The sequence below is a fragment of the Herbaspirillum sp. AP02 genome (assembly GCF_015767275.1).
Taxonomy (GTDB): domain Bacteria; phylum Pseudomonadota; class Gammaproteobacteria; order Burkholderiales; family Burkholderiaceae_D; genus Herbaspirillum.
Genome location: NZ_JADWMY010000002.1, coordinates 255,538 through 278,141, shown reverse-complemented (window position 1 = coordinate 278,141; position 22,604 = coordinate 255,538). Strand labels below are relative to the sequence as shown.

The 22,604-nt window shown below is 64.0% G+C and carries 18 protein-coding genes; 10 read left to right on the top strand and 8 right to left on the bottom strand.

Going from position 1 to position 22,604, the window contains the following annotated elements; translation table 11 throughout:
* Positions 1-53 precede the first annotated feature (53 nt).
* From lnt to I5R65_RS07180, 6 genes are all read left to right on the top strand, one after another.
* Positions 54-1,610: an apolipoprotein N-acyltransferase gene (lnt, locus tag I5R65_RS07205; RefSeq protein WP_370546259.1), complete on the top strand. Its 1,557-nt coding sequence runs from the start codon at positions 54-56 to the stop codon at positions 1,608-1,610.
* A gap of 121 nt (positions 1,611-1,731) precedes the next feature.
* Complete coding sequence (gene glyQ, locus I5R65_RS07200) at positions 1,732-2,643, top strand: glycine--tRNA ligase subunit alpha (RefSeq protein ID WP_180665814.1); 912 nt, start codon at positions 1,732-1,734, stop codon at positions 2,641-2,643.
* An 82-nt stretch (positions 2,644-2,725) separates the two neighbouring features.
* Entirely contained in the window at positions 2,726-4,846 is a 2,121-nt protein-coding gene (gene glyS, locus I5R65_RS07195; RefSeq protein WP_180665812.1) for a glycine--tRNA ligase subunit beta, read from the top strand.
* Positions 4,847-4,933: 87 nt separating this feature from the next.
* Positions 4,934-5,491, top strand: coding sequence for a D-glycero-beta-D-manno-heptose 1,7-bisphosphate 7-phosphatase (gene gmhB, locus I5R65_RS07190; protein ID WP_180665810.1), 558 nt, complete (start codon positions 4,934-4,936; stop codon positions 5,489-5,491).
* A gap of 58 nt (positions 5,492-5,549) precedes the next feature.
* Positions 5,550-6,335, top strand: a complete 786-nt coding sequence (locus I5R65_RS07185) for a 1-acyl-sn-glycerol-3-phosphate acyltransferase (protein ID WP_180665808.1) — start codon at positions 5,550-5,552, stop codon at positions 6,333-6,335.
* Between the two features lie 52 nt (positions 6,336-6,387).
* On the top strand, positions 6,388-7,377 hold the full coding sequence (locus tag I5R65_RS07180) for a M48 family metallopeptidase (protein ID WP_180665806.1): 990 nt from the start codon (positions 6,388-6,390) through the stop codon (positions 7,375-7,377).
* 19 nt (positions 7,378-7,396) lie between these two features.
* On the opposite strand, the gene I5R65_RS07175 is transcribed toward I5R65_RS07180, so the two are convergent.
* The 8 genes from I5R65_RS07175 to I5R65_RS07140 form a co-directional block, all read right to left on the bottom strand.
* Positions 7,397-9,529 (bottom strand): TonB-dependent receptor, encoded by a 2,133-nt coding sequence (locus I5R65_RS07175; RefSeq protein ID WP_180665804.1) that lies wholly within the window; start codon positions 9,527-9,529, stop codon positions 7,397-7,399.
* Positions 9,530-9,711: 182 nt separating this feature from the next.
* On the bottom strand, positions 9,712-10,965 hold the full coding sequence (locus tag I5R65_RS07170) for a chloride channel protein (protein WP_231395113.1): 1,254 nt from the start codon (positions 10,963-10,965) through the stop codon (positions 9,712-9,714).
* Positions 10,966-11,124: 159 nt separating this feature from the next.
* Complete coding sequence (gloA, locus tag I5R65_RS07165; RefSeq protein WP_196872159.1) at positions 11,125-11,529, bottom strand: lactoylglutathione lyase; 405 nt, start codon at positions 11,527-11,529, stop codon at positions 11,125-11,127.
* 214 nt (positions 11,530-11,743) lie between these two features.
* A complete protein-coding gene (locus tag I5R65_RS07160; RefSeq protein ID WP_180665798.1) occupies positions 11,744-12,130 on the bottom strand; it encodes a hypothetical protein in 387 nt (128 codons plus the stop codon).
* 177 nt (positions 12,131-12,307) lie between these two features.
* The gene (rsmA, locus tag I5R65_RS07155) at positions 12,308-13,090 is read right to left on the bottom strand and encodes a 16S rRNA (adenine(1518)-N(6)/adenine(1519)-N(6))-dimethyltransferase RsmA (protein ID WP_180665796.1); all 783 of its coding nucleotides are present in this window, start codon (positions 13,088-13,090) and stop codon (positions 12,308-12,310) included.
* A 31-nt stretch (positions 13,091-13,121) separates the two neighbouring features.
* Positions 13,122-14,150, bottom strand: a complete 1,029-nt coding sequence (pdxA, locus tag I5R65_RS07150; protein WP_180665794.1) for a 4-hydroxythreonine-4-phosphate dehydrogenase PdxA — start codon at positions 14,148-14,150, stop codon at positions 13,122-13,124.
* Positions 14,151-14,257: 107 nt separating this feature from the next.
* Positions 14,258-15,766 (bottom strand): peptidylprolyl isomerase, encoded by a 1,509-nt coding sequence (locus tag I5R65_RS07145; protein WP_180665792.1) that lies wholly within the window; start codon positions 15,764-15,766, stop codon positions 14,258-14,260.
* Between the two features lie 25 nt (positions 15,767-15,791).
* Positions 15,792-18,071 (bottom strand): LPS-assembly protein LptD, encoded by a 2,280-nt coding sequence (locus I5R65_RS07140; RefSeq protein ID WP_180665790.1) that lies wholly within the window; start codon positions 18,069-18,071, stop codon positions 15,792-15,794.
* Between the two features lie 97 nt (positions 18,072-18,168).
* Here I5R65_RS07140 and I5R65_RS07135 point away from each other — a divergent pair, with 97 nt between their 5' ends.
* The 4 genes from I5R65_RS07135 to I5R65_RS07120 all read left to right on the top strand — a co-directional run bounded on the left by I5R65_RS07135 (position 18,169) and on the right by I5R65_RS07120 (position 22,547).
* Positions 18,169-19,200: an aminoglycoside phosphotransferase family protein gene (locus tag I5R65_RS07135; RefSeq protein ID WP_180665788.1), complete on the top strand. Its 1,032-nt coding sequence runs from the start codon at positions 18,169-18,171 to the stop codon at positions 19,198-19,200.
* Between the two features lie 10 nt (positions 19,201-19,210).
* On the top strand, positions 19,211-19,927 hold the full coding sequence (murU, locus tag I5R65_RS07130) for an N-acetylmuramate alpha-1-phosphate uridylyltransferase MurU (RefSeq protein ID WP_180665786.1): 717 nt from the start codon (positions 19,211-19,213) through the stop codon (positions 19,925-19,927).
* Positions 19,924-21,270: an aminopeptidase P N-terminal domain-containing protein gene (locus I5R65_RS07125; protein ID WP_180665784.1), complete on the top strand. Its 1,347-nt coding sequence runs from the start codon at positions 19,924-19,926 to the stop codon at positions 21,268-21,270. Before murU ends, I5R65_RS07125 begins: the two co-directional genes overlap by 4 nt.
* 128 nt (positions 21,271-21,398) lie before the next feature.
* Positions 21,399-22,547: an FAD-dependent monooxygenase gene (locus I5R65_RS07120; protein WP_180665782.1), complete on the top strand. Its 1,149-nt coding sequence runs from the start codon at positions 21,399-21,401 to the stop codon at positions 22,545-22,547.
* Positions 22,548-22,604: the final 57 nt, after the last annotated feature.

Genomic DNA, 22,604 nt, shown 5'->3' with positions numbered 1-22,604 from the left:
CCCCTGAATTGAACTCCCCACGCGGGGAGGCCGCCGTACGCGGCGGCTTTGCTGTGGTCGTCAGCCTGCTGCTGCCGGTGGCCGCGGGGGCATTGAATGTCTTCGCCTTCGCCCCATTCAAGTGGTGGCCACTGCAGATCCTGGCGCTGGCCTGGCTGTTCCATGGTGTGCTGGCGCGGCCGCAGACCGGTGTGCGCAGTCACTTCCTGCGTGGCTGGCTGTATGGCTTCGGCTGGTCGGCAGCGGGCGTGCACTGGCTCTACATCAGCATGCACGACTACGGTGGCATGCCAGGCTGGATGGCGGCGCTGGCGGTCGGCCTGCTGGCGCTGTACCTGGGCCTCTATGCCGGCGCGGCCACAGCCCTGGCGGGCTGGCTGCGCAATCGCTGGTCGTCGTCCCCCCTGCTGCTGGCGCTGTTCATGCTGCCGGCCCTGTGGGCCTTGTCGGAATGGCTGCGGGGCTGGGTGTTCACCGGTTTTCCCTGGCTGACCTCGGGCTATGCCCATACGGTGGGTCCGCTGGCCGGCTTCGCTGCGGTCGGCGGGGTGTATCTGGTGGGCTGGGTCGCGGCGCTGATCGCCGGCAGTCTTGCCCTGCTGTGGATGGGGCTGCGCCGCAAGGGCGTGGCCGGTACCGGCCAGCGCATCGTGCTGCCACTGTGCGCGGCGGCCCTGCTCTGTGCGGGTGGCGTGGCGCTACGTCTGGTGCAATGGACTGCGCCGCAGGGCCAGCCGATCACGGTGCGGCTCCTGCAGGGCAATATTCCGCAGGAAATGAAGTTCTCCAACGATGCCCTGGTGGCCACGCTGGGCATGTATGAGCAGATGATCAGCGCGGCCCCGGCCGACCTGATCGCCACGCCGGAAACCGCCATCCCGCTGCTGCCCCAGCAGTTGCCGCCGGATTACCTGGAGCGCATCGCCCGCTTTGCACAGCTCAGCGGCAGTCATCTGGCGCTGGGCATTCCACTTTCCGATGGTCCGCAGCAGTATGCCAATTCGGTGCTCGGCTTCGGCCCTGGCGTCGGGTCGGTACTGATGCCTTACCGTTATGACAAGCACCACCTGGTCCCCTTCGGCGAGTTCATCCCGCCCGGTTTCCGCTGGTTCGTCGACCTGATGCATATCCCGCTGGGCGACATGACCCGCGGTACGCCGGTGCAATCGCCCTTTGGCGTGAAGGACCAGTGGGTCCTGCCCAACATCTGCTACGAAGACCTGTTCGGCGAGGAAATCGCCGGCCAGTTGCGCGATGCCTACCGCGCTGGCCAGCCCCAAGCCAGCGTGCTGCTGAACCTGTCCAACATCGCCTGGTTCGGCAACTCCATCGCCCTGCCCCAGCACTTGCAGATTTCGCAGATGCGTACCCTGGAAACTGGCCGTCCGATGCTGCGTGCCACCAACACCGGGGCGACCGCCGTGATCCTGCCGGGCGGCGCCACCAGTGAACTGCCGCCCTTCACCCGCGGCGTACTGGCCGGCCAGGTACAGGGCTATGGCGGCCAGACGCCCTACATACTGCTGGGCAACAAGCTCATCGTCGGCATAGCGCTGCTGATGCTGCTGCTGGCCTGGGGACGCAACAAGGCCGCCCGTATCCGCCACTGAATTCCCGCGCCGGCCGCGACGCGCCGGCGGTCCCCGCCAAAACCGGGTCAAACGCCCCAAAAGACGCTAAAATCCAAGGTTTTCGCAATTCCTCCGCCGGTTCGCCAGGCAACCACACACGATGCTGACATTTCAACAAATCATCCTCAAGTTGCAAGAATATTGGGACGCCCAGGGCTGCGCGCTACTGCAACCCTATGACATGGAAGTCGGCGCAGGTACCTCGCATACCGCGACCTTCCTGCGCGCGATCGGCCCCGAGCCGTGGCGCGCCGCCTATGTCCAGCCTTCGCGCCGCCCCAAGGATGGCCGCTACGGCGAAAACCCCAACCGCATGCAGCATTACTACCAGTACCAGGTGGTCTTGAAGCCGGCCCCGGAAAACATCCTCGACCTCTACCTAGGTTCGCTGGAAGCGCTGGGCCTGGACCTGCAGCAGAATGATGTGCGCTTCGTCGAGGATGACTGGGAAAACCCGACCCTGGGCGCCTGGGGCCTGGGCTGGGAAGTCTGGCTCAACGGCATGGAAGTGACCCAGTTCACCTACTTCCAGCAGGTCGGCGGCCTGGACTGCAAGCCGGTGCTGGGCGAGATCACCTATGGCATCGAACGCCTGGCGATGTACCTGCAGGGCGTGGAAAACGTCTATGACCTGGTCTGGACGGAGTGGATCGAGAACGGCGTCAAGAAACATCTGACCTATGGCGACGTGTTCCACCAGAACGAGGTGGAGCAATCGACCTTCAACTTCGAGTATTCCAACACCGAGTTCCTGTTCTCGCTGTTCTCCAACTATGAAGCCGAAGCCAAGCGCCTGATGGAAGTCCCGCTGGCCCTGCCGGCCTACGAGCAGGTCCTGAAGGCGGCGCACACCTTCAACATGCTCGATGCCCGTGGCGCCATCTCGGTGACCGAGCGCGCCGCCTATATCGGCCGCATCCGCAACCTCTCGCGTTCGGTGGCGCAGGCCTACTTCGAATCGCGCGAACGCCTGGGCTTCCCGATGCTGGGTGACACCCGGGTTGCAGCCTGAAGAGCGGGCTGAATACGGCCAATGACATCATGCGGCGTCGGCCAAGAGCCGGCGTCCCGAGCAAGACAGCAAGACAGACAACATGAACCAGACACTCCTCGTAGAACTCGTCACCGAAGAATTGCCGCCCAAGGCCCTGGCCAAGCTGGGCGATGCCTTTGCCGCCGGCATATTCAACGGTCTGCAAAGCCGCGGCTATCTCGAATCCGACGCTGCTGCCACCGCCTATGCGACCCCACGCCGGCTGGCCGTGTCCATCACCGGCGTACGTGCCGCCTCGCCGGACAAGTCCATCCGTGAAAAGGTCTTGCCGGTGACCGTGGCGCTGGATGCCGAAGGCCGTCCGGCCGCACCGCTGGTGAAAAAACTGGCTGCGCTGGCCGCCGCCACCGGGGCCACCGTGATCACTCCGGACCAGCTCGAACGCGCCCAGGACGGCAAGGCCGAAAGCTTCTTCTACACCTATACCGCCAAGGGCTCGGCCCTGGCCGTGGGCCTGCAGACGGCGCTGGAAGAGAGCCTGACCAAGCTGCCCATCCCCAAGCTGATGAGCTATCAGCGCCAGTTCGGCCGCGCTGCCGGCGAGACGGTGCACTTCGTGCGCCCGGCGCACTATCTGGTGGCATTGCTGGGCAATGATGTGGTGCCGATCAACATCCTGGGCCTGGATGCCGGCCGCACCACGCTGGGCCATCGCTTCCTGTCCTCCGGCGCACTGCAGATCGCCTCGCCGCAGACCTACGTGGAAACGCTGGCCGCGCAAGGCAAGGTCATCGCCAGCTTTACGGAGCGCCGCGAAAAGATTCGCGCCGCGCTGCTGGCCAAGGCTGGCGCCGACCAGGTGCTGATGCCCGATTCACTGCTGGACGAAGTGACGGCCCTGGTCGAATGGCCGGTGGTCTATGAATGCAGGTTCGAGGACGAATTCCTGGCCGTGCCACAGGAATGCCTGATCCTGACCATGCAGACCAACCAGAAGTATTTCGCGCTGACCGACAACGCCGGCAAGCTGCGTTCGCGCTTCCTGATCGTCTCCAACCTGGAGACCGCCCGTCCGGAACACATCATCGGCGGCAACGAGCGCGTGGTGCGTCCGCGCCTGTCGGATGCCAAGTTCTTCTTCGAGCAGGACAAGAAGAAGACCCTGGCCGAGCGTGTCCCGCAACTGGCCAACGTGGTCTACCACAACAAGCTGGGCAATCAGCTGCAGCGCACCGAACGCGTGCAGACGCTGGCCGGCAAGATCGCCGCGCTGATGGGGGGCGATGTGGCGCTGGCCGAACGCGGCGCGCTGCTGGCCAAGGCCGACCTGTTGACCGACATGGTGGGTGAATTCCCCGAGCTGCAAGGCATCATGGGCACTTACTATGCGCGCCATGACGGCGAACCGGATGAAGTCGCCCTGGCCGCTTCCGAACACTACCAGCCGCGCTTTGCCGGCGACGCACTGCCCGCCAGCGCGACCGGCACCGCCGTGGCGCTGGCCGACAAGCTGGAAACCCTGGTCGGCATCTGGGGCATCGGTCTGCAACCGACCGGCGACAAGGACCCGTTCGCATTACGTCGTCATGCGCTGGGCGTGCTGCGCATGCTGGTGGAAAAGCGCCTGCCGCTGTCGTTGACCGCGCTGCTGGACGCCGCTGCGGCACTGTTCGCCGGCAATGCCAATTTCAAGGACCCGCGCGCCGACGTGCGTGCCTTCATCTACGACCGCCTGCGCGGCCTGCTGCGCGAGCGCGGCTTTGCGCAGAATGAAGTGGAAGCGGTAGTGGCGCAGCAGCCAGAGGTGCTGGACAACGTGGTGGAACGCCTGCAGGCCGTGCAGGCCTTCGCCGCCCTGCCCGAAGCCGAGGCCCTGGCTGCAGCCAACAAGCGCATCACCAACATCCTGAAGAAGATCGAAGGCGTGGCCATCGATGCCCACGGCGCGGTGCAGGAAAGCCTGCTGCAGGAAGCCGCCGAGCAAGGTCTGTTCGCGGCCATGCAGACCACCCGTCCGCAGGTGGAGGCGGCCTACGCCAAGGGCGACTTCGCCGGCGCCCTGAAGGCGCTGGCGCAACTGCGCCAGAACGTCGATGCCTTCTTCAACGATGTCATGGTCAACGCCGAGGACGAGCAACTGCGCAAGAATCGCCAGGCCCTCCTGGCGGCGCTGCACGCCATGCTCAACCAGGTGGCCGATATTTCCAAGCTGGCAGCCTAAGCAGCACGCCACGCCCGACCGTCGTACCGATCCGCCGCGCATGGGCCTGTTCCTGCGCGGCGGTGTTCATGAAGGGAAGCAGCAGGCATGAAACTGATCATCCTCGATCGCGATGGCGTCATCAATCACGACTCCGACGCCTACATCAAGTCCCCGGACGAGTGGATCCCCATCAAGGGGTCACTGGAAGCGATTGCGCGCCTGAACCAGGCCGGCTATCGCGTGGTGGTGGCCACCAACCAGTCCGGCGTGGCACGTGGTCTGTACGACATCAAGACCCTCAACGCCATCCACCAGAAGATGCACACGGCCGCCCAGCAGGTCGGTGCGGATATCGATGCGGTGTTCTTCTGCCCGCACTCGGACGCCGATAACTGCGACTGTCGCAAGCCCAAGCCGGGCATGTTCCACGAGATCGCCAGGCGCTTCAACATCAGCCTGCGCGGCGGCGTGACCACCGTCGGCGATTCGCTGCGCGACCTGCAGGCCGGCTATGTGGCCGGGTGCGCGCCGTTCCTGGTGCTGACCGGCAAGGGGGAGAAGACCCAGGCCAAGGGCGGCTTGCCGCCCGGCACGCTGGTCTTCCCGGATTTATCGGCTGTGGTTGATTTCATCCTGAAGTCGCCGGTCGGGGTTTCGGTATAGTGCTGGCAGCCTGCCGCATGGCGGGCAGCACCCCCTTACAACATCAACATGCCTCGGCATGGGAGAAACGATTTTGCGCCTTGTACTGATCCTGCGTTCGGTGGTCTTCATGGTCCTGATGGCCGTGGCCACCATCATCTGGTCCTTCGCCTGCCTGCTGTCGGCCCCCTTCCCTTACGCCCAGCGTTACTGGTGGACGTCGCGCTGGAACGTCTTCGTGATCTGGACTGCCCGCGTGATCTGTGGCATCCGCTATGAGATACGCGGCAAGGAGAACCTGCCCGACGCGCCGGCAATCCTGCTTTCCAAGCACCAGTCGGCCTGGGAAACCATCTTCTACGTCATCAACAGCCCGCGTCCGCTGGTGTTCGTGTTCAAGAAGGAGCTGACCTACGTGCCTTTCTTCGGCTGGGGCATCGCCCTGCTGCGCATGATCCCCATCGATCGCAAGAAGGGCCGCGATGCCTTCTCCCAGGTGTTGGAACATGGTCGTCGTCGCCTGCAGGATGGCCAGTGGATCATGATGTTCCCCGAGGGAACACGCACGGCCGTCGGTTCACAGGGCAAGTACAAGGCGGGGGGGTCACGCCTGGCAGTGGAGACCAATACGCTGGTGGTTCCGGTGGCGATGAACTCCGGCGAATGCTGGCCCAAGGGCAGCTTCATCAAGAAGCCGGGCCTGATCACGGTGTCCATCGGCAAGCCGATCTCACCCGAAGGCCTCAATCCCCAGCAGTTGAACGAGCGCGTCGAAAATTGGATAGAATCCGAGATGCGCGTGATTTCGCCGGACGTCTACAAGAACAGCGCGCCCCGGCCGGCCGCCCAAGCTGCTTCCCAGTAATGCTGCGCGGCCTCCATCCTTAGCCCATTGCACCCAGGACGCCGCGACCGCCTTGATACTTCTGCGCAAACCCAAGCCCAATCCCGACCAGCTCTCGCTGCAACTGGACTTGTTTGCGGCGCCCGCCACCGCGACTGCGCCACCGGCCGAACTCGGCCCGGCGCTGCCTTCGCCGACGGTGCAGCCACCGCTGATCGTCACACCCAATCCGGTGGTGCACGCCGCGCCCTTGCCAACCCCACTACCCACCTTGCTGACCCCACTGCCAGCGACACCGGCCAGCCCCCTGCCGGCCCCGCCCAGCGGACGGCCGGCCGACGGCAAGCGGCGCATCCATCTGGGCGAGCACACCATCGATTTCGCCTTGTTGCGTTCCAAGCGCCGCACCATCGGCTTCCTGGTCAGCGATGAAGGCTTGCGCGTGACTGCACCCAAGTGGGTGACGCTGGCCGAGATCGACAATGCCATTCGCGAAAAGCAACGCTGGATCCTCGCCAAGCTCAGCGAGCGCCGCGAACGTTCGGCGCGGCGCCTGCAACCGCAGATGCAATGGCGCGATGGCGCCACCCTGCCCTACCTGGGCAAGGACATCACCCTGCGCATCTGCACCGGCCAGCGGCAGGCAGTGATCCTCGATGAAGTGACGCGCGAACTGAACATCAGCCTGCCGGCCGACGCTGGCGAGCAGCAGTTGAAGGATCGCGTGCAGGGCTGGCTGCAGGCCCGTGCCGAAGAACTGTTCGGCAAGCGCCTGATGATCTATGCCGAAAAACTGGGCGTGACCTACCGCTCCTATGCGCTGTCCTCGGCCACCACGCAGTGGGGCTCCTGCACCTCGGATGCGCGCATCCGCCTGAACTGGCGTCTGATGCATTTCGCCCTGCCCCTGATCGACTACGTGATCGCCCACGAGCTGGCACATCTGCGAGAGATGAACCACAGCCCGCGCTTCTGGGCCACGGTGCAATCGATCTTTCCCGAGTTCGAGTCGGCCAAGAAGGCCTTGCGCGACAGCGCGCCGGAAACCCTGCCGATCTTCTGACCGGCGCGCCTTGGCGTGCTCAGAAACTCACATTCACGCCCACATCCAGCGAACGTCCATAGCCGGGCAAGGCTTGCAGGCTGCCGCTCCTGGCATTGGCCAGTCCCGACAGATAGACCCCGCCCAGCGGGTCGGCGTAGTTGCGGTTGAAGAGATTGGTGATGCCCGCATTGACGCTGATGGCCTGGTTGAAGCGATAAGCGGTCCTGAGATTGACGACGGTGTAGCTGGCCGTGACCGGTTCCAGTCGATTGCTGTCCACCAGCGTCTTGCGCGCCACATAGTTCAATTCGGCGCGGTTGGTCCAGGCACCGCGTTTCTGTTCCAGCGCAGCCAGCACGTTGAAAGGCATCATGTGATAGAGGTTGCCGCCGTCGACTCGCTTGCCGCGCGTGAGACCGGCCTTGCCGGTGAAGGCAATGTCACCCAGGCCAGCCGTGCGCCACAACGGCCATTTCCACGAGGCATTGATGCCGTATAGCCGGGCGTCGTGATTGGCGAACTGCAGTAGTTTGCCGGAGGCACTGCTCACGCTGTAGGGATTGAAGCTGCCGATCACATCCGCATCGATGTAGTTCTCGACGTAGCTGAAGTAGGGCGTGAGCCTGAAGAACCAGCGCGGCCCGCCACCATCGCTACCCTCACTGTCTTCGCTGTGCCAGTCCGCCGTGGCCGACAGCGTATGCGCCACCTCCGGCTTGAGGTCGATATTACCGACGTAGCCGTTGCCATCGCCGAACCAGTTGGTCATGGTCATGGCCATGGTGCCGCGGCCCCAGGTGTAGCGCTCGTACAGGTTGGGAGAGCGGGTCTTGCGGGCATAGCCGAACTCGTAGGTGTGACCGGCATCGGCTTCCAGGCGCGCCAGGGCAGTGACATCGAGGTTGTTGTCGCGCCGTGCGTGATCCCGTGCATTGAAGGCGTTGGCCGCCATCAGGTCGGTCATGTTCATCATGCCGGTACCGTAAGGCTGCACGTTGCCGGCATCGGTCCTGACCAGTTCGTCGCGTACGCCGACCAGGGTGGTCCAGCGCGCATCGAGCTTGTGCTCCCATTCCGCGAACAGTGCCATGCGCTCGCGACTGCCATCGTTGATGTTCACATAGGTGCTTGGCCCCATCATCATCGAGCCAGGTACCGGTGGCCAGAAATCGTCGAGGTGGAAGCTGTGGTATTCGTTGCCCAGACGCAGCACGCTGGCACCGTCCTGGCCCAGATCGATGTCCGCGCGCACGCTGTAGCCCATGTCGCGGCCGCGCGTATCCATGGGCATGGTACCGCTGCGTTCCGCGCTGAAGAAGCCCATTTCGTGTTCGGTACGCTGCCAATACAATTTGGTCAACAGCTTGCCCCAGCCAAAGCGACGGTCGTAGCCCAGGTTGGCGAAGGTGGAACGGTTTCCCGTCATGTCCATGTACTGGTTCGGAAAGCCTTGATAGGGAATGTATTGCTGGCCGACCTTGAGCACCAGCTGCTGGCCCTCTCCCCGCGCCGCCAGGGTCAATGCGTGGTTGTTGCTCTCGAACTGGCTGCCGAGGACCTTGTCGCCCTTGCCGTTGACATAGCTCTCGGCACGCGACTGGCTCCCCACGTAGCTGACCGACAGGCTATCGCTGGCCACCGTGGCATTGACCGAAGCCGATACTTCGGAATTGACGCTGCGTGCCGAGACCGAGAAACCGCCCTTGCTCAACAACTGCCCCGCCTGCTGCGCAAATTGCGGCGCTGGAGAAGACAGTTCGATGCTGCCGCCGATGCTGTCGCCGCCAATGCTGACCGGCGTGATGCCAGCCACCACCCGCGTCATGCCAACCTGCGAAGGCGGCATGTAGGACATGGGGGCGTTCATTTGGTTACCGCAGGCCGCCGTGACTTCCATGCCATCCAGGCGGATCTTGAGGCGGTCGGCCGCAAAGCCGTTGAGCACCGGCAGCGCCGAGACGCCACCGGCGGCAGCGGCATAAAAACCGGGCTGGTCGAGCAGCTGCGCGGTGCTGTCAGCGCTTGCCGCGTTGGTTACGGTGGTTGGAGGCGACGGCTCGCCATGGACCGTGACGGTGGGTAGACGGGTGTCGTCGGTGCTCTGCGCCAGCGCATGGCCGCACGCAGCGAAGGCCAGCGCAATGGCGCAGGCGCAAGGTGTCAATTGCATGGGATTCCCCTGTGATTGTCGTTATCGGTAGGCTGACAATTATCAGGAAGAGCGGCGGCGCAGGGCTGCGACATATTGTCGCGACCCTCCCCACAAAGCGACGACGATGACGGTGATGCAGAGAGGGCAAGGGGATGGGCGGCTGCGTCAAATTGACGCAGCCGCCGGACGATTCACCGGAATCACTGCTTCATATAACGCTCTGCCAGAGTTTCATACAGCGGCGGCGCGAAGACCTTGGAGACGGCCGAGGCGATCAGGGCGGTGGCCATCAGGGAGATCACCAGTGCGTGACCATCGACCATTTCCATCACGATCACGAAGGCGGTGATTGGCGACTGCGTCACTGCCGCCAGGTAGCCGACCATCGCCAGGGCCACCAGCATGGGCAGCGAAGTCCCACCGAAGACCAGGTGCAGCAGGTTGCCGAAGCCGGCGCCGATGGACAGTGAGGGCGCGAAAATCCCGCCCGGCAGGCCCGGCAGGTAGGAGCCGATCATTGAGGCAAACTTCAGGAAGGGATAGAACACCGACAGGCCCTGACCATCATTGAGCAAGCCATGCGCCTGCTCGTAACCGCTGCCGAAGGTGGCGCCGCCGGCCGCCACGCCAATGATGGCGACGATGAAACCGCAACCAGCGGCGAAGGCCACGGGGCGCTCGGCGCGCAGGCTCACTACGCGGGCGGGAATCCAGCGGGTCGGATTGAGGATCAACCAGCAGAACACGCCGCCGGCCACGCCGGTCAGCACGGCCGTGACCAGCACCGCCAGGATCAGCCGGCCGCTGGTCTCGCCGGGAAAGGCGATGGAACCGAAATAGGTGTAGTTGCCATTGATGGACAGGGCCACCAGACCGGCGAAGATGATGGTGGTGATGACCACCCCGCTGGCGCGCTGCTCGAAGCTGCGCGAGAGTTCTTCGATGGCGAAGACAATCCCGGCCAGCGGGGTGTTGAACGCGGCAGCCAGACCGGCCGCCGCACCGGCCAGGATCAGGCGGCGCTCCATGTGTTCGTATCCGGCCGGATACAGGCGACGCAGGTTGTACATGATGGCCGCACCGATCTGCACCGTCGGCCCTTCCCGGCCAATTGTCATGCCACCAGCGATGGCCACCACCGAGAGCACGATCTTGCCGACCATGACGCGAATGGAAAGCAGCGCATTGCCGCGCTCGGCAGTATCGCCGTGCAAGGTGGCAATGGCCTGGGGAATGCCGCTGCCTTCAGAACCGGGGAAGTAGCGCCGCGTGATCCAGACGCAGGCGGCACAGACGGCCGGCGTCAAGAGCAATGGCAGCCAGGGCGAGCGGTGTTCGATGCTGCGAAAGACACCGAAACCGATCTCGATGGCCTGCGCATACAGGACTGCCACCAGGCCGACGATGATGGCGCCGCTCCAGAGGATGCCGTATTCGACCCACAGGCGACGCATGTGGCTTTTGGAAAGTTGGTAGAGGCTCAATTGACGTTCCTGCTGTGGTTTTTGATGGAGTGATCCAACCTGCCCGGTGGGTGCGGAAGTATCGACCAGCCGACCTTTGCAATGAAAAAAGCCCGCAGGAGCGGGCTGGCAGGCTGGCAGGCGCGCGCCTCAGTCGGCGGCGCTGTACTGCTCTTTCTTCTGGATGAACTCGATCTTGTAGCCATCCGGGTCGGTGACGAAGGCGATCACGGTCTTGCCGTGCTTCATCGGGCCGGCTTCGCGGGTGACCGCGCCGCCCTTGGCCTTGACCGCATCGCAGGCGGCATAGGCGTCATCGACCTCGATGGCGATATGGCCGTAGGCGTCGCCCAGGTCATAGGACTCGGTGTCCCAGTTATGGGTCAGTTCGAGCACGGTGTGATCACGTTCTTCGCCATAGCCGACGAAGGCCAGTGTGAACTTGCCGTCAGGGTAGTCATTCCTGCGCAGCAGCTTCATGCCCAGCACCTGGGTATAGAAATCGATGGAACGATCCAGATTTCCCACGCGCAGCATCGTATGCAACATTCTCACTTGGCGACTCCTTTTGATTCATGGCTAATGTGACGCAATCCGACATTATCCCCGATTTGGCGTCCTCGCGCCCAGCCCAGGCCGGTGCAGGCGGTCGGCGGCCGACAGTGAGAGACGAAAAAACGGGCAATCCGTGGATTGCCCGTTTTTCCTCAAGATGGCTTGCGCCGTGGATGTCCTGGACCGCTACCGGGGGACCGGTCCCGTGTCTGCCTCAACGGCCGTAGTAAGCGGAGCGGTCATCGTAGCGATAACGGTCGTCGTAACGATAGGTGCGCACTTCGGTCCGCTCGACGTAACGCACCGGGCGTGGCGGCGGGGGCGCGTAATAACGCGGTTGTTCATACACCACTTGTTGCGGCGGCTGGTAATACACCGGCTGTGGCGCCTGGTAGTAGACCTGCTGCGGCGGGGCCTGATATACCGGTGCGGAGTTGGCGTTGGCGATCAGCGATCCGATGGCGACGGCGCCGATGATGCCGGCAGCGATGGCCACTCCGTTACCGCCCCGGTCATGCGCCATGGCGGGCGCGCTGACGACGGCAGCGGATGCAAGAAGAGTGGTGGCGATCAGTACCGATGCGATTTTTTTGCTGGCCATGATTGGCTCCTGTCTAAAAAGTCCGCGATCTGTCGCGGCACGATTCCAATATAAGACAGCTTCAGCTCAAATCCATCGAATATGAAACTTCGTTACAGTTCTTACGGATGGAGCGCGCAGCTGTAATAAAGTCCAACAGACGCCCCTGTACTCTCCTGCGCCGCTGACAGGGATCGATCACGCCTGGCGCGCCGCCAGCAGGTTGGCCAGTGCCACGAACTGTTCCACCGGCACGGCTTCCGGGCGGTCCTGGGGATCGACGCCAGCCTGGCGCAGTTCGTCTTCGCTGAACAGGCCGGCCACGCAGTTGCGGATCACCTTGCGACGTTGCGAGAAGGCCTTGGTCACCACCTGCTCCAGCAGGGCCTGCTGGCAGGCCATGGGCTGGGCCAGCGGAATCATGCGCACGATGGCTGAATCAACCTTTGGCGGCGGGTCGAAGGCGGTGGGGGGCACCACGAACAACAACTCCATGTGATAACGCCATTGCAGCATCACCGACAGACGGCCGTAGGCCTTGCCGCAGGGCTCGGCCACCATGCGTTCGACCACTTCCTTTTGCAGCATGAAATGCTGGTCCTGAACCTGCGGGGCAATCTCGGCCAGGTGGAACAACAGCGGGCTGGAAATGTTGTAGGGCAGGTTGCCGACCACGCGCAGCTTGCGTCCTTCCGGTACCGGGAGACTGGCGAAATCGAACTTGAGCGCATCGGCCGAATGCACGGTCAGGCGAGCGGCGTCGAAACGTTTCTTGAGGCGCTCCACCAGATCACGATCCAGTTCCACCACATGCAGGTGACGCAATTCTGCCAGCAGCAAGGCCGTCATCGCCGCCAGGCCGGGGCCGATTTCGACCATGGCATCGTCGGCGGCGGGGGCAATCGAACGGATGATGTCGTGCAGCACCAAGTCGTCGGTGAGGAAGTTCTGGCCGAAGCGCTTGCGCGGGATATGTTTCATGGTCTTGTCTTGTGTTTTGTTGCGGCGGGCCTCAGCGGCCCGTGTTCTGTTGCCGGCGCGCCATGTCGGCAGCGGCGCGGATGGCCACCAGCATGCTGCCATGGTCGGCATGACCCAGCCCGGCCGCCGCCAGGTCCAGGGCGGTACCATGGTCGACCGAGGTGCGGATCAGCGGCAGGCCGAGCGTGATGTTGATGCCATGGCCGAAACTGGCGAACTTGAGCACCGGCAGGCCCTGGTCATGGTACATGGCCAGCACGCAATCGGCCTCTTCCAGGTACTTGGGCTGGAACAGGGTATCGGCCGGATACGGGCCCCGGGCATCGATGCCGCGGGCGCGGGCGGCATCCAGTGCCGGGGTGATGACCTCGATCTCCTCGCGACCCAGGTAGCCGCTTTCGCCCGCATGCGGATTGAGGCCGGTGACCAGGATGCGTGGGCTGGCAATGCCAAACTTGCCGCGCAGGTCGGCCTGCAGGATGTCCAGCGTGCGCGCCAGGCTGGCGGCGGTGATGGCAGCCGGCACATCCTTCAAGGCCAGGTGCGTGGTGGCCAGGGCGACGCGCAGATGGGGGGCATCGCCACCGGCCAACATCATCACGACCTGCGGGGTGTGGGTCACTTCGGCCAGGTATTCGGTATGGCCGGTGAAGGCCACGCCGGCATCGTTGATGCTGCTCTTCTGCAGCGGAGCAGTGACGATGGCGGCGAAGGCGCCGGCCAGTGCACCCTGCACGGCCAGGTCAAGGGTCTGCAGCACGGCGCGGCCATTGCGCGCATCCAGTACGCCCGGGCGCACCGGTTCGGCCACCGGGCAGTCAATGACGGTGAGGCAGTCCTGTGGGAAATGCGGCAGGCCGCTGTTGCGCCAGGCCTGGATCGAGATGGCCGCCACGCGCATGGACGGATCGATGTCATGGGCAGTCTGGGCCAGCAGCGCGGCGTCCCCCAGCAGGATGCAACGCACTTGCTCGCGCAGCTCCCAGGCAGCACGCAGGGAAATCTCCGGACCGATGCCTGCCGGTTCGCCGCAGGTCAGGGCAAGAATGGGTCGGTTCATGGCGTCTTCAGGACTCACGATGGCGGGTTTCAAAAATGCAAGAGCCGGCAACGGAGCCGGCCTCTTGTGCGGATGAAAGGACGCCGGGTGCGCCCTCTTGCCACGACTTACTCGTCGTTGCGGTACTCGACGTAGGCGCGGTCGCGGATCTGGCGCATCCAGTCCTCGGTGGCTTCCTCGATCTTGCGATCACGGATGGCCTGGCGCGCCGCCTGGCGGGTACGTTCCCTGGAGGCGTCATCGGTCTTGCGCTCGACCACCTGGATCAGATGGTAACCAAACGGACTTTCGATGGGCTGGCTGACTTCGCCGGGCTTCAACTGGTCCATGGCGCGTTCGAACTCGGGGACGGTGTCGCCCGGGTAGATCCAGCCCAGATCACCGCCCTTGGAGGCAGACAGGTCGTTCGAATACAGCTTGGCCAACTCCTCGAAAGAGGCACCGTGGTCCAGGCGCTCCTTGAGTTCGGTCAGCTTGCGCTTGGCTTCGGCGGCGGTGACGACCTGGTTGACCTTGATCAGGATGTGGCGCACGTGGGTCTGCTGCACGGCCGGCGCGGCGGCCTGGGTACCGCCGGCGTCGCGGCGGCCGACCAGCTTGAGGATGTGGAAGCCATTGCCGCTCTTCAACAGGCCGCTGACCTGGCCATCCTGCAGCTTGGCCACGCCATCCAGGAACAGCTGCGGCAGGCGATCCGAGGGACGCCAGCCGAGGTCGCCACCCGTGAGGGCGTCGGCGGCATCGGAATAGGCAGCCGCGGTCTTGGCGAAATCGGCACCGGTCTTCAGTTGACGCAGCACATCCTCGGCGCGTTCACGACGGGTGGCCAGTTGCTCGGGGGAGGCGTTTTCCGGCACGCGGATCAGGATCTGGGCGATGTCGAGTTCCTGACGCTGGCCGCCGGCATTGGCTTCGGCGGCGAGGTAGTTGTCGATCTCGGATTCGGTGACCACCACCTTGTTGTCGACCTCACGCTCGCGCAGGCGCTGGCTGAGGATTTCACGGCGGATCTCTTCGCGGAAGCTGGCGTAGTTCATGCCTTCGGATTCCAGACGGGTGCGGAATTCGGGCATGGACAGCTTGTTCTGTTCGGCGATGCGTTGCATGGCGCGGTCCAGCATCACGTCGTCCACCACAATGCCGTTTTCCTTGGCCATCTGGGCCTGGGCGCGTTCGACGATCATGCGTTCGACCAGTTGGCGCACCAGTTGCGCACGCGGCGGCAGCTGGACGTTCTGCGAGGTCATGCGCTTTTCCACGCTGGCCAGACGGTCGGCCACTTCCTGGCGGGTGATGACTTCGTTGTTGACCACCACCAGGATGGAGTCCACCGGACGCGGGTCGACGCGACCGCCGGCGGCGGCGACCGGTGCCGCAACCGGCGGCGTGGCAGCTACTGCAGGCGCTGCGGGCTTGGCCGCTGCCGGCTTGGCGGCGGCCTTGGGCGTAGCCTTGGCTGGCGCTGCCTGCTGTGTACTGGCAGCGGTTTCAGGCGGTGTGACGGGGATGATGGTCGTAGCGAACTGCGCATGCGCATTGCTGATCACGCCCAGCATGCACAGCAGCGCGGTCACTGTTTTGGTTGTTGCGAGGTGTGGTGTACGCATATTACGCATGGACTAATCGTTGGTTCGTAAAAGGTTAGAAGTTGTTGTTGCCGGTCATGGAGTCCGGCAAGTTCACGTTCTGGTAACCGGGCACGCTGCTCTTGATCGCATCCATGGGATTGGAGCCGATCTTTGAGAAGCCATTGAGTTCGAGCTGGATGAAGAAGCCCGTGGACGCCTTGGTGGAAGACGTCGGAATACGCTGCGCGACCACCCGGAAGACCCAGCAATCGGCTTTGTATTCGAACCCGGCCAGGCCTTCGGCCACGGTGCGGTCGGGAATGGAATAGTTCATGCGACCGACGGCGTAGATACGCTGGGTCAGCGGCCATTGGCCGGAAATATCGACCTGCTTGAGCGGATCGAGCACGCCGGTGTAAGGGTTGATGTAGGTGCGATCGAGGCGATATTGCAGGTTCAGCACCCGCTTGGGGGCCGGTTGCCAGCGGATGCCGAAGGTCGAGCGCACCATCTGCCGCAGGGTCTCGCTGTACTGCACCGTGTTGTCGGTGGAGAATTCGCGCGTGATCTGGCCGCCCAGCGCCAGCAGCAGGTCAGACTTGCTGCCCAGCGTGGTGGTGGTGGTGCCGCTGATGCCGACCTTGGGATCGGCGAAATAATAACGCTGGCCGACGGCAGCGCGCAGGCGCTCCAGGCCGTTTTCCTCGATCAGGCGGGAGGTCACGGCGGCAGTCAGCTGGTTGGCATCGCTGATGCGGTCATGGCCGACAAAGCGGTTCTCGGTGAAGATCTGGGCGAAGTTGAAGTCGGCCAGGCCGGAATCGAAGACCGGGAATTGCGACTGGTCGCGATAGGGGGTGCGCACGTAGAACAGGCGCGGCTCCAGCGTTTGCGTCATGCTGCGACCAAGCAGGTTGGACTCGCGCTCGAAGATCATGCCCGAGTCCAGCGACAGGGTCGGCAAGGTACGCGAGAAGGTGGTCGGCTGGCCGGACGAGGTGTTGTTCAGGCTGTATTGCGTAGCATCCAGGATTACCTTGGGCGTGATGAAATAGCCGGGACGGATGATCGGATACGACACGGTCTGCGTCACATAGCTGCGATCGCCTCCGACCAGGTCACCACTGCTGAAACGGGTGAATTCCGCTACCGTGTTGAAATCGAAGCCACCGACATCGTAGCGCGTGCCGTTGAAAGTCAGCTGCGGTACGCGGTCGTAGGGCTTGCTGATCGGCGCATTGACATCCTGCAGCAACTGATACTTGGACACCAGGCCAGTCACGCTCCAATACGTGCTGCTGTAGCTGAGGCTGACATTACGCGCCAACAGGCGTTGCGTGCTGCCGGTGATGGAATGCGAGAAATCGGAGGGATAGTCGTTGTCGGACGCCTTGTTCAGGTTCCACGCCAGCTGCAGGCCGGGAGCCAGGGTCTGGTTGTGGATCGAGGACAGCGAATAACGCCCGGTGCCGGTGACCCGGTCCTGGATGCCCTCGACATAGGTGACGCCATTGTAGCTATCGCCCATGTAACGGGTTTCAGCGCCCATTTGCAGACCGCGCCGTGCGATGTACTTCGGCACCAGCGTCAGATCATAGTTAGGCGCCAGGTTGAAGTAGTACGGCACCGCCAGTTCGGCGCCGCCAGTGCTGGTGATCCCGATGGTGGGCGGCAGTACGCCGGACTTGCGCTCGCCCGACAGCGGGAACGACATCCAGGGCGCGCCCAGGATGGGCACATCCTTGAAGTACACCAGACCACCATGCATGGTGCCTTCGTTCAGGCCGCTGTCCAGATCCATGGTATTGGCACGCAGGTACCAATCCGGATCCGGTGCCTCGCAGGTGCTATAGGTTCCCTGGGTGACCTTGGCCTGATCCTCGGAGATGAAATCGATGCGTTCGGCCTTGCCGCGTCCGCCATTCTTGCCCAGCAAATAAGTCGGCTTGGTCACGTAGCCGGCGCCGGTACCCATGTTCATCTCGGCATAGTCGCCGGTGTACTGGTCCTGCAGGCGCTGCATCCAGACGTGGCCGGTCGCTTCGACCTCATCCTGGATGATGCGGTATTCGGCCTTGTCGGACTTGATGGTGGTGGCGCCCTTGACCAGTTCCACGTCGCGATCGAGGTTGACCTGACGGTCAGGACGGCCGGTCATCTGCTCGGCACTGACGTTGACCGGGGCGTCCTGATCCTGCGCAGGCACGGGTGAGGCCGAGGGCAGGCTCATCTGCGCATGCACGGAAAGCGGCAACAGGGCCGAGGCCGAAGCCACCACCATTGCCGATGAGAACAGCCGCGCCAGCCGCCAGTTGACAGTACGTTCAGTTAAAGACTTGGAAAACCGGATCATGAAAAGAGTGGCTAGATACCGAGCAGGCGGATTTTTTGGAATGAATCCCTTATTATATGGGAACTCAACCACGTCCAACGATTTCCTCAGATAGTTCATGTCTTCACCCGGTTCCACCCCTGATCCCCGCCTGTCCGAACTGCAAGCCTGGCTAGCTACCCTGGCCGCCACTCCCGTGCTGCCCTCTTCCCTGCGTCCAGCCTCGGCCGACGCCAGTTTCCGGCGGTATTTCCGCGTGGACACACCGGACGGCGGCACGGCCATCGTCATGGATGCCCCGCCACCGCAGGAAGACGTGCGCCCCTTCGTCAAGGTCGCGGGCCTCTTCGCAGAAACCGGTGTGACCGTACCCAAGGTGCTGGCGCAGGATACGGAACGCGGCTTCCTGCTGCTTTCCGACCTGGGTTCGACCACCTACCTGTCGCAACTGTCGGCCGATAGCGCGCACGCACTATACATGGAGGCGATCGAGGCGCTGGTACTTTTACAAGCGCAAAGCAAGCCCGAAGCCCTGCCCGAGTATGACCGGCCGCTGCTGCGCCGCGAGCTGGAACTGTTTCGCGAGTGGTACATCGGCAAGCACCTGGGCGTGACGCTGACCGACGAGCAGAACGCGGTGCTGGACAAGACCTTCGACGCCATCCTGGCCAACAACCTGGCGCAACCGCAGGTCTACGTGCATCGGGACTACCATTCCCGCAACCTGATGGTGCTGCCCAAGGGCAATCCGGGCATCCTGGATTTCCAGGACGCGGTCTATGGCCCCATTACCTATGACCTGGTCTCGCTGCTGCGCGACGCCTACATCCAGTGGGATGAGGAGATGGTGCTGGATTGGGCCATCCGCTACTGGGAAAAGGCGCGTCGCGCCGGCCTGCCGGTGACGCCTGACATCGACAGCTTCTACCGCGACTTCGAATGGATGGGCCTGCAGCGCCACCTGAAGGTGTTGGGCATCTTCGCCCGCCTGTTCCACCGCGATGGCAAGGATGGCTACCTGAAGGACATCCCGCTGGTGATGGAATACACCCTCAAGACCGCGCGCCGCTATGTCGCCTTCACTCCGCTGGTGCGCCTGATCGAGAAACTGGAGCAGGAACACGCGCCCAAGTTCGGCTACACCTTCTGAGGCGCCGCCCATGAAAGCCATGATCTTCGCAGCCGGTCGCGGCGAGCGCATGCGTCCGCTGACCGATACCTGCCCCAAGCCGCTGCTGAAGGTGCGCGGCCGGCCGTTGATCGTCTGGCAGATCCTGTCGCTGGTGCGTGCCGGCATTACCGAAATCGTCATCAACCATGCCCACCTGGGGCAGATGATCGAAGACACGCTGGGTGACGGCAATCGCTACGGTGCGCAATTGCGCTACTCGGCCGAAGGCACGGCGCTGGAAACGGCCGGCGGCATCGCCCGGGCGCGCCCCCTGCTGGGCGAGGATCCCTTCATTGCGGTTTCCGGCGACATCTGGTGCCCTCACTTCGACTACGCCGAGCTACTGACCGTGCTGGAAGACGAAGACCCGTGGGGCAATCCGCTGCCGGAAGACAAGCGCGACATGGCCTGGCTCTACCTGGTCAAGAATCCGCCCTTCCATCCCGCAGGCGACTTCGCACTGAACAACTTTGCCCTCTCCAATGAAGGCGAACCCAAGCTGACCTTCGCCAACATCGGTGTCTATCGTCCGCAGATGTTCGATGGCATCGCGCCCGGCGCACACGCCAAGCTCGGCCCGCTGCTGCGCGAGCTTGCCGCACAAGGCCGCATCGGCGGTGACGTCTACCGCGGCGTGTGGCACAACGTCGGCACCATCGAACAACTGGAAGCACTGAACCAGCCGCCCCAAGGAAACCAGCCATGAGCTTCGACGCCACTCCCTTCGCGGCCCGCCGCGCACGACTGATCGCCAGCCTGCAACAAGCCGGAGGGGGCGTGGCCATCATCCCGACCGCGCCCGAGGTGATGCGCAATCGCGATGCCGACTATCCGTATCGCCATGACAGCTACTTCTACTACCTGACCGGTTTCACCGAACCGGAGGCAGTGCTGGTGCTGGTGGCGGGCAAGGAAAACCGTAGCATCCTGTTCTGCCGCGACAAGAATCTGGAGCGCGAGATCTGGGACGGCTACCGTCACGGCCCGCAAGCCGCACAGCAGTTGTTCGCCCTGGACGCCGCCCATCCCATCGAGGAACTGGACAAGAGCATGCCCGCGCTGCTGGCCGACGCCCGCGCGGTCTACTTTGCACTAGGCCAGGACGAGAAGCGTGACGCGCAATTGCAGCGCTGGCTGCAAGGCGTGCGTGCCCTGGCGCGCAGCGGTGTGTCGGCTCCGGGTGCAGTGGTCGATGTGAATGTGCTGCTGGACGACATGCGTCTGTTCAAGGACGCCTACGAGATCGACCTCATGAAGCGCGCTGGCGTCATTTCCGCCGAGGCGCATTGCCGCGCCATGCGCATCTGCCGCCCCGGTCTGCGTGAATACCACCTGGAAGCCGAGCTGCTGCACGAATTCCGTCGCAACGGTTCGCAATACCCGGCCTATGGCTCCATCGTCGCCACCGGCGCCAACAGTTGCGTGCTGCACTATCGCGCCGGCGACGCCGAGATCAAGGACGGCGATCTGGTACTTATCGACGCCGGCTGCGAACTGGACAGCTACGCCGCCGACATCACCCGCACCTTCCCGGCCAACGGCCGCTTCAGCGGCCCGCAGAAGGCGCTCTATGAAATCGTGCTGGCCGCGCAGGCGGCCGCCATTGCCGAGACCGCACCGGGCAAGCGCTTCATGGACGGGCATGATGCCGCCGTGCGCGTATTGGCACAGGGCATGCTGGATACCGGCCTGCTGGACAAGAGCAAGGTCGGCTCGCTGGAGGATGTCATCGAAAAGGGCGACTACCGCCAGTTCTACATGCACCGCACCGGTCATTGGCTGGGCATGGATGTGCATGACGTGGGCGACTATCGCGATCCGGCTGCTGCCGACGGCAGCAAACCCTGGCGTACGCTACAGGCGGGCATGGTGCTGACCATTGAACCGGGCATCTACGTGCGTCCGGGCGAAGGCGTACCGGAGCAGTTCTGGAACATCGGCATCCGCATCGAAGATGACGCCCATGTCACCCCTGCCGGCTGCGAGCTGCTGACCACCGGCGTACCCACCCGTGTCGACGATATCGAAGCCCTGATGCGCCAGGGCTGACCGGTCGGTAGCGGGATGGCCGATGCCAGACTGAGCACCCCGCGCATGCGCCGGATCAAGCCCGGCCAGCGCGGCTCCGCTACAATGTTGCCTTCCCGATTTTTTTGCCCAAGGCATCCTCCGGCATCATGCAATCCGTCGATTTCGATCTGATCATCTGTGGCGGCGGCCCCGTCGGCCAAAGCGCGGCCGGCCTCCTGGCGCGTCGCCAAATACCCGCGGCACGCATCGCCGTGATCGACATGAAGACGCCCGAACAGGCCGCCGTCGATCCGCGCACCATCGCCCTCTCCTATGGCAGCCGCCAGATCCTCGAGGAACTGGGCGCCTGGAACGACATCGGTCGCAGCGCCACTGCCATCGAACAGATCCACGTCTCGCGCCGCGGCCATTTCGGCCGCACACTGCTGGACCGCAAGGACTACGACCTGCCAGCGCTGGGCTATGTGGCCCGCTACGGCGAAGTCAACCGGGCGCTGGCGAGCGCCGTCGCGCCATTGGGATTGACGCTGAGGCGACCGGCCGAGGCGCAGGACATCAGCGAAGAGGACGAACACGTTGCCGTCACCCTCAAGGACGGCCAGGTGCTGCGCGCAGCACTGGTGATCCAGGCCGAGGGCGGTGTCTTCGGTGAGCAACAGCAAAAGACCCTGCAGCGCGACTACCAGCAACTGGGCGTGATCGCCCATGTGCATGCCGACCAGCCCGTCGCGCACCGCGCCTTCGAGCGCTTTACCGATGAAGGCCCGCTGGCGCTGCTGCCGCAGGACGATGGCTATGCCCTGGTCTGGTGTGTCCGTCCGGCCACCGGCGAACAGCTGCTGGCGCTAGAGGACACCGCCTTCCTGGCCGCCTTGCAGCGCACCTTCGGCGAGCGGGTCGGGCGCTTCACCCGCATCAGCCCGCGCCACGCCTTCCCGCTGGGCCTGAACGCCCGCCCCGGCCAGGGCCGGCGCGTTGTGGCCATCGGCAATGCCGCGCAGACGCTGCATCCCGTCGCCGGCCAGGGCCTGAACCTGGGCCTGCGCGACGCCCGTGTACTGGCCGATGTGCTGGCCCGTGACCTCACGCCGCAAGCGCTGCAGGCCTTCGACCGCCAACGTGACCAGGACCGGGGCCTGACCATCCGCCTGACCGACCTGATGGCGCGCATCTTCGCTGGCTCACCCCAGGACTCGCCGCTGCAGGCCGCGCTGGGCCTGTCGCTGGGGGCCATCGACCTGCTGCCCGGTGCACGCGCCCTGCTAGCCGGGCAGATGATGTTCGGTCGTCGCTGATGTGAATAAAGCTGCATGCGCGCGGTAGCAGTCCGTCGCGCACGCGGTCAGGAAATG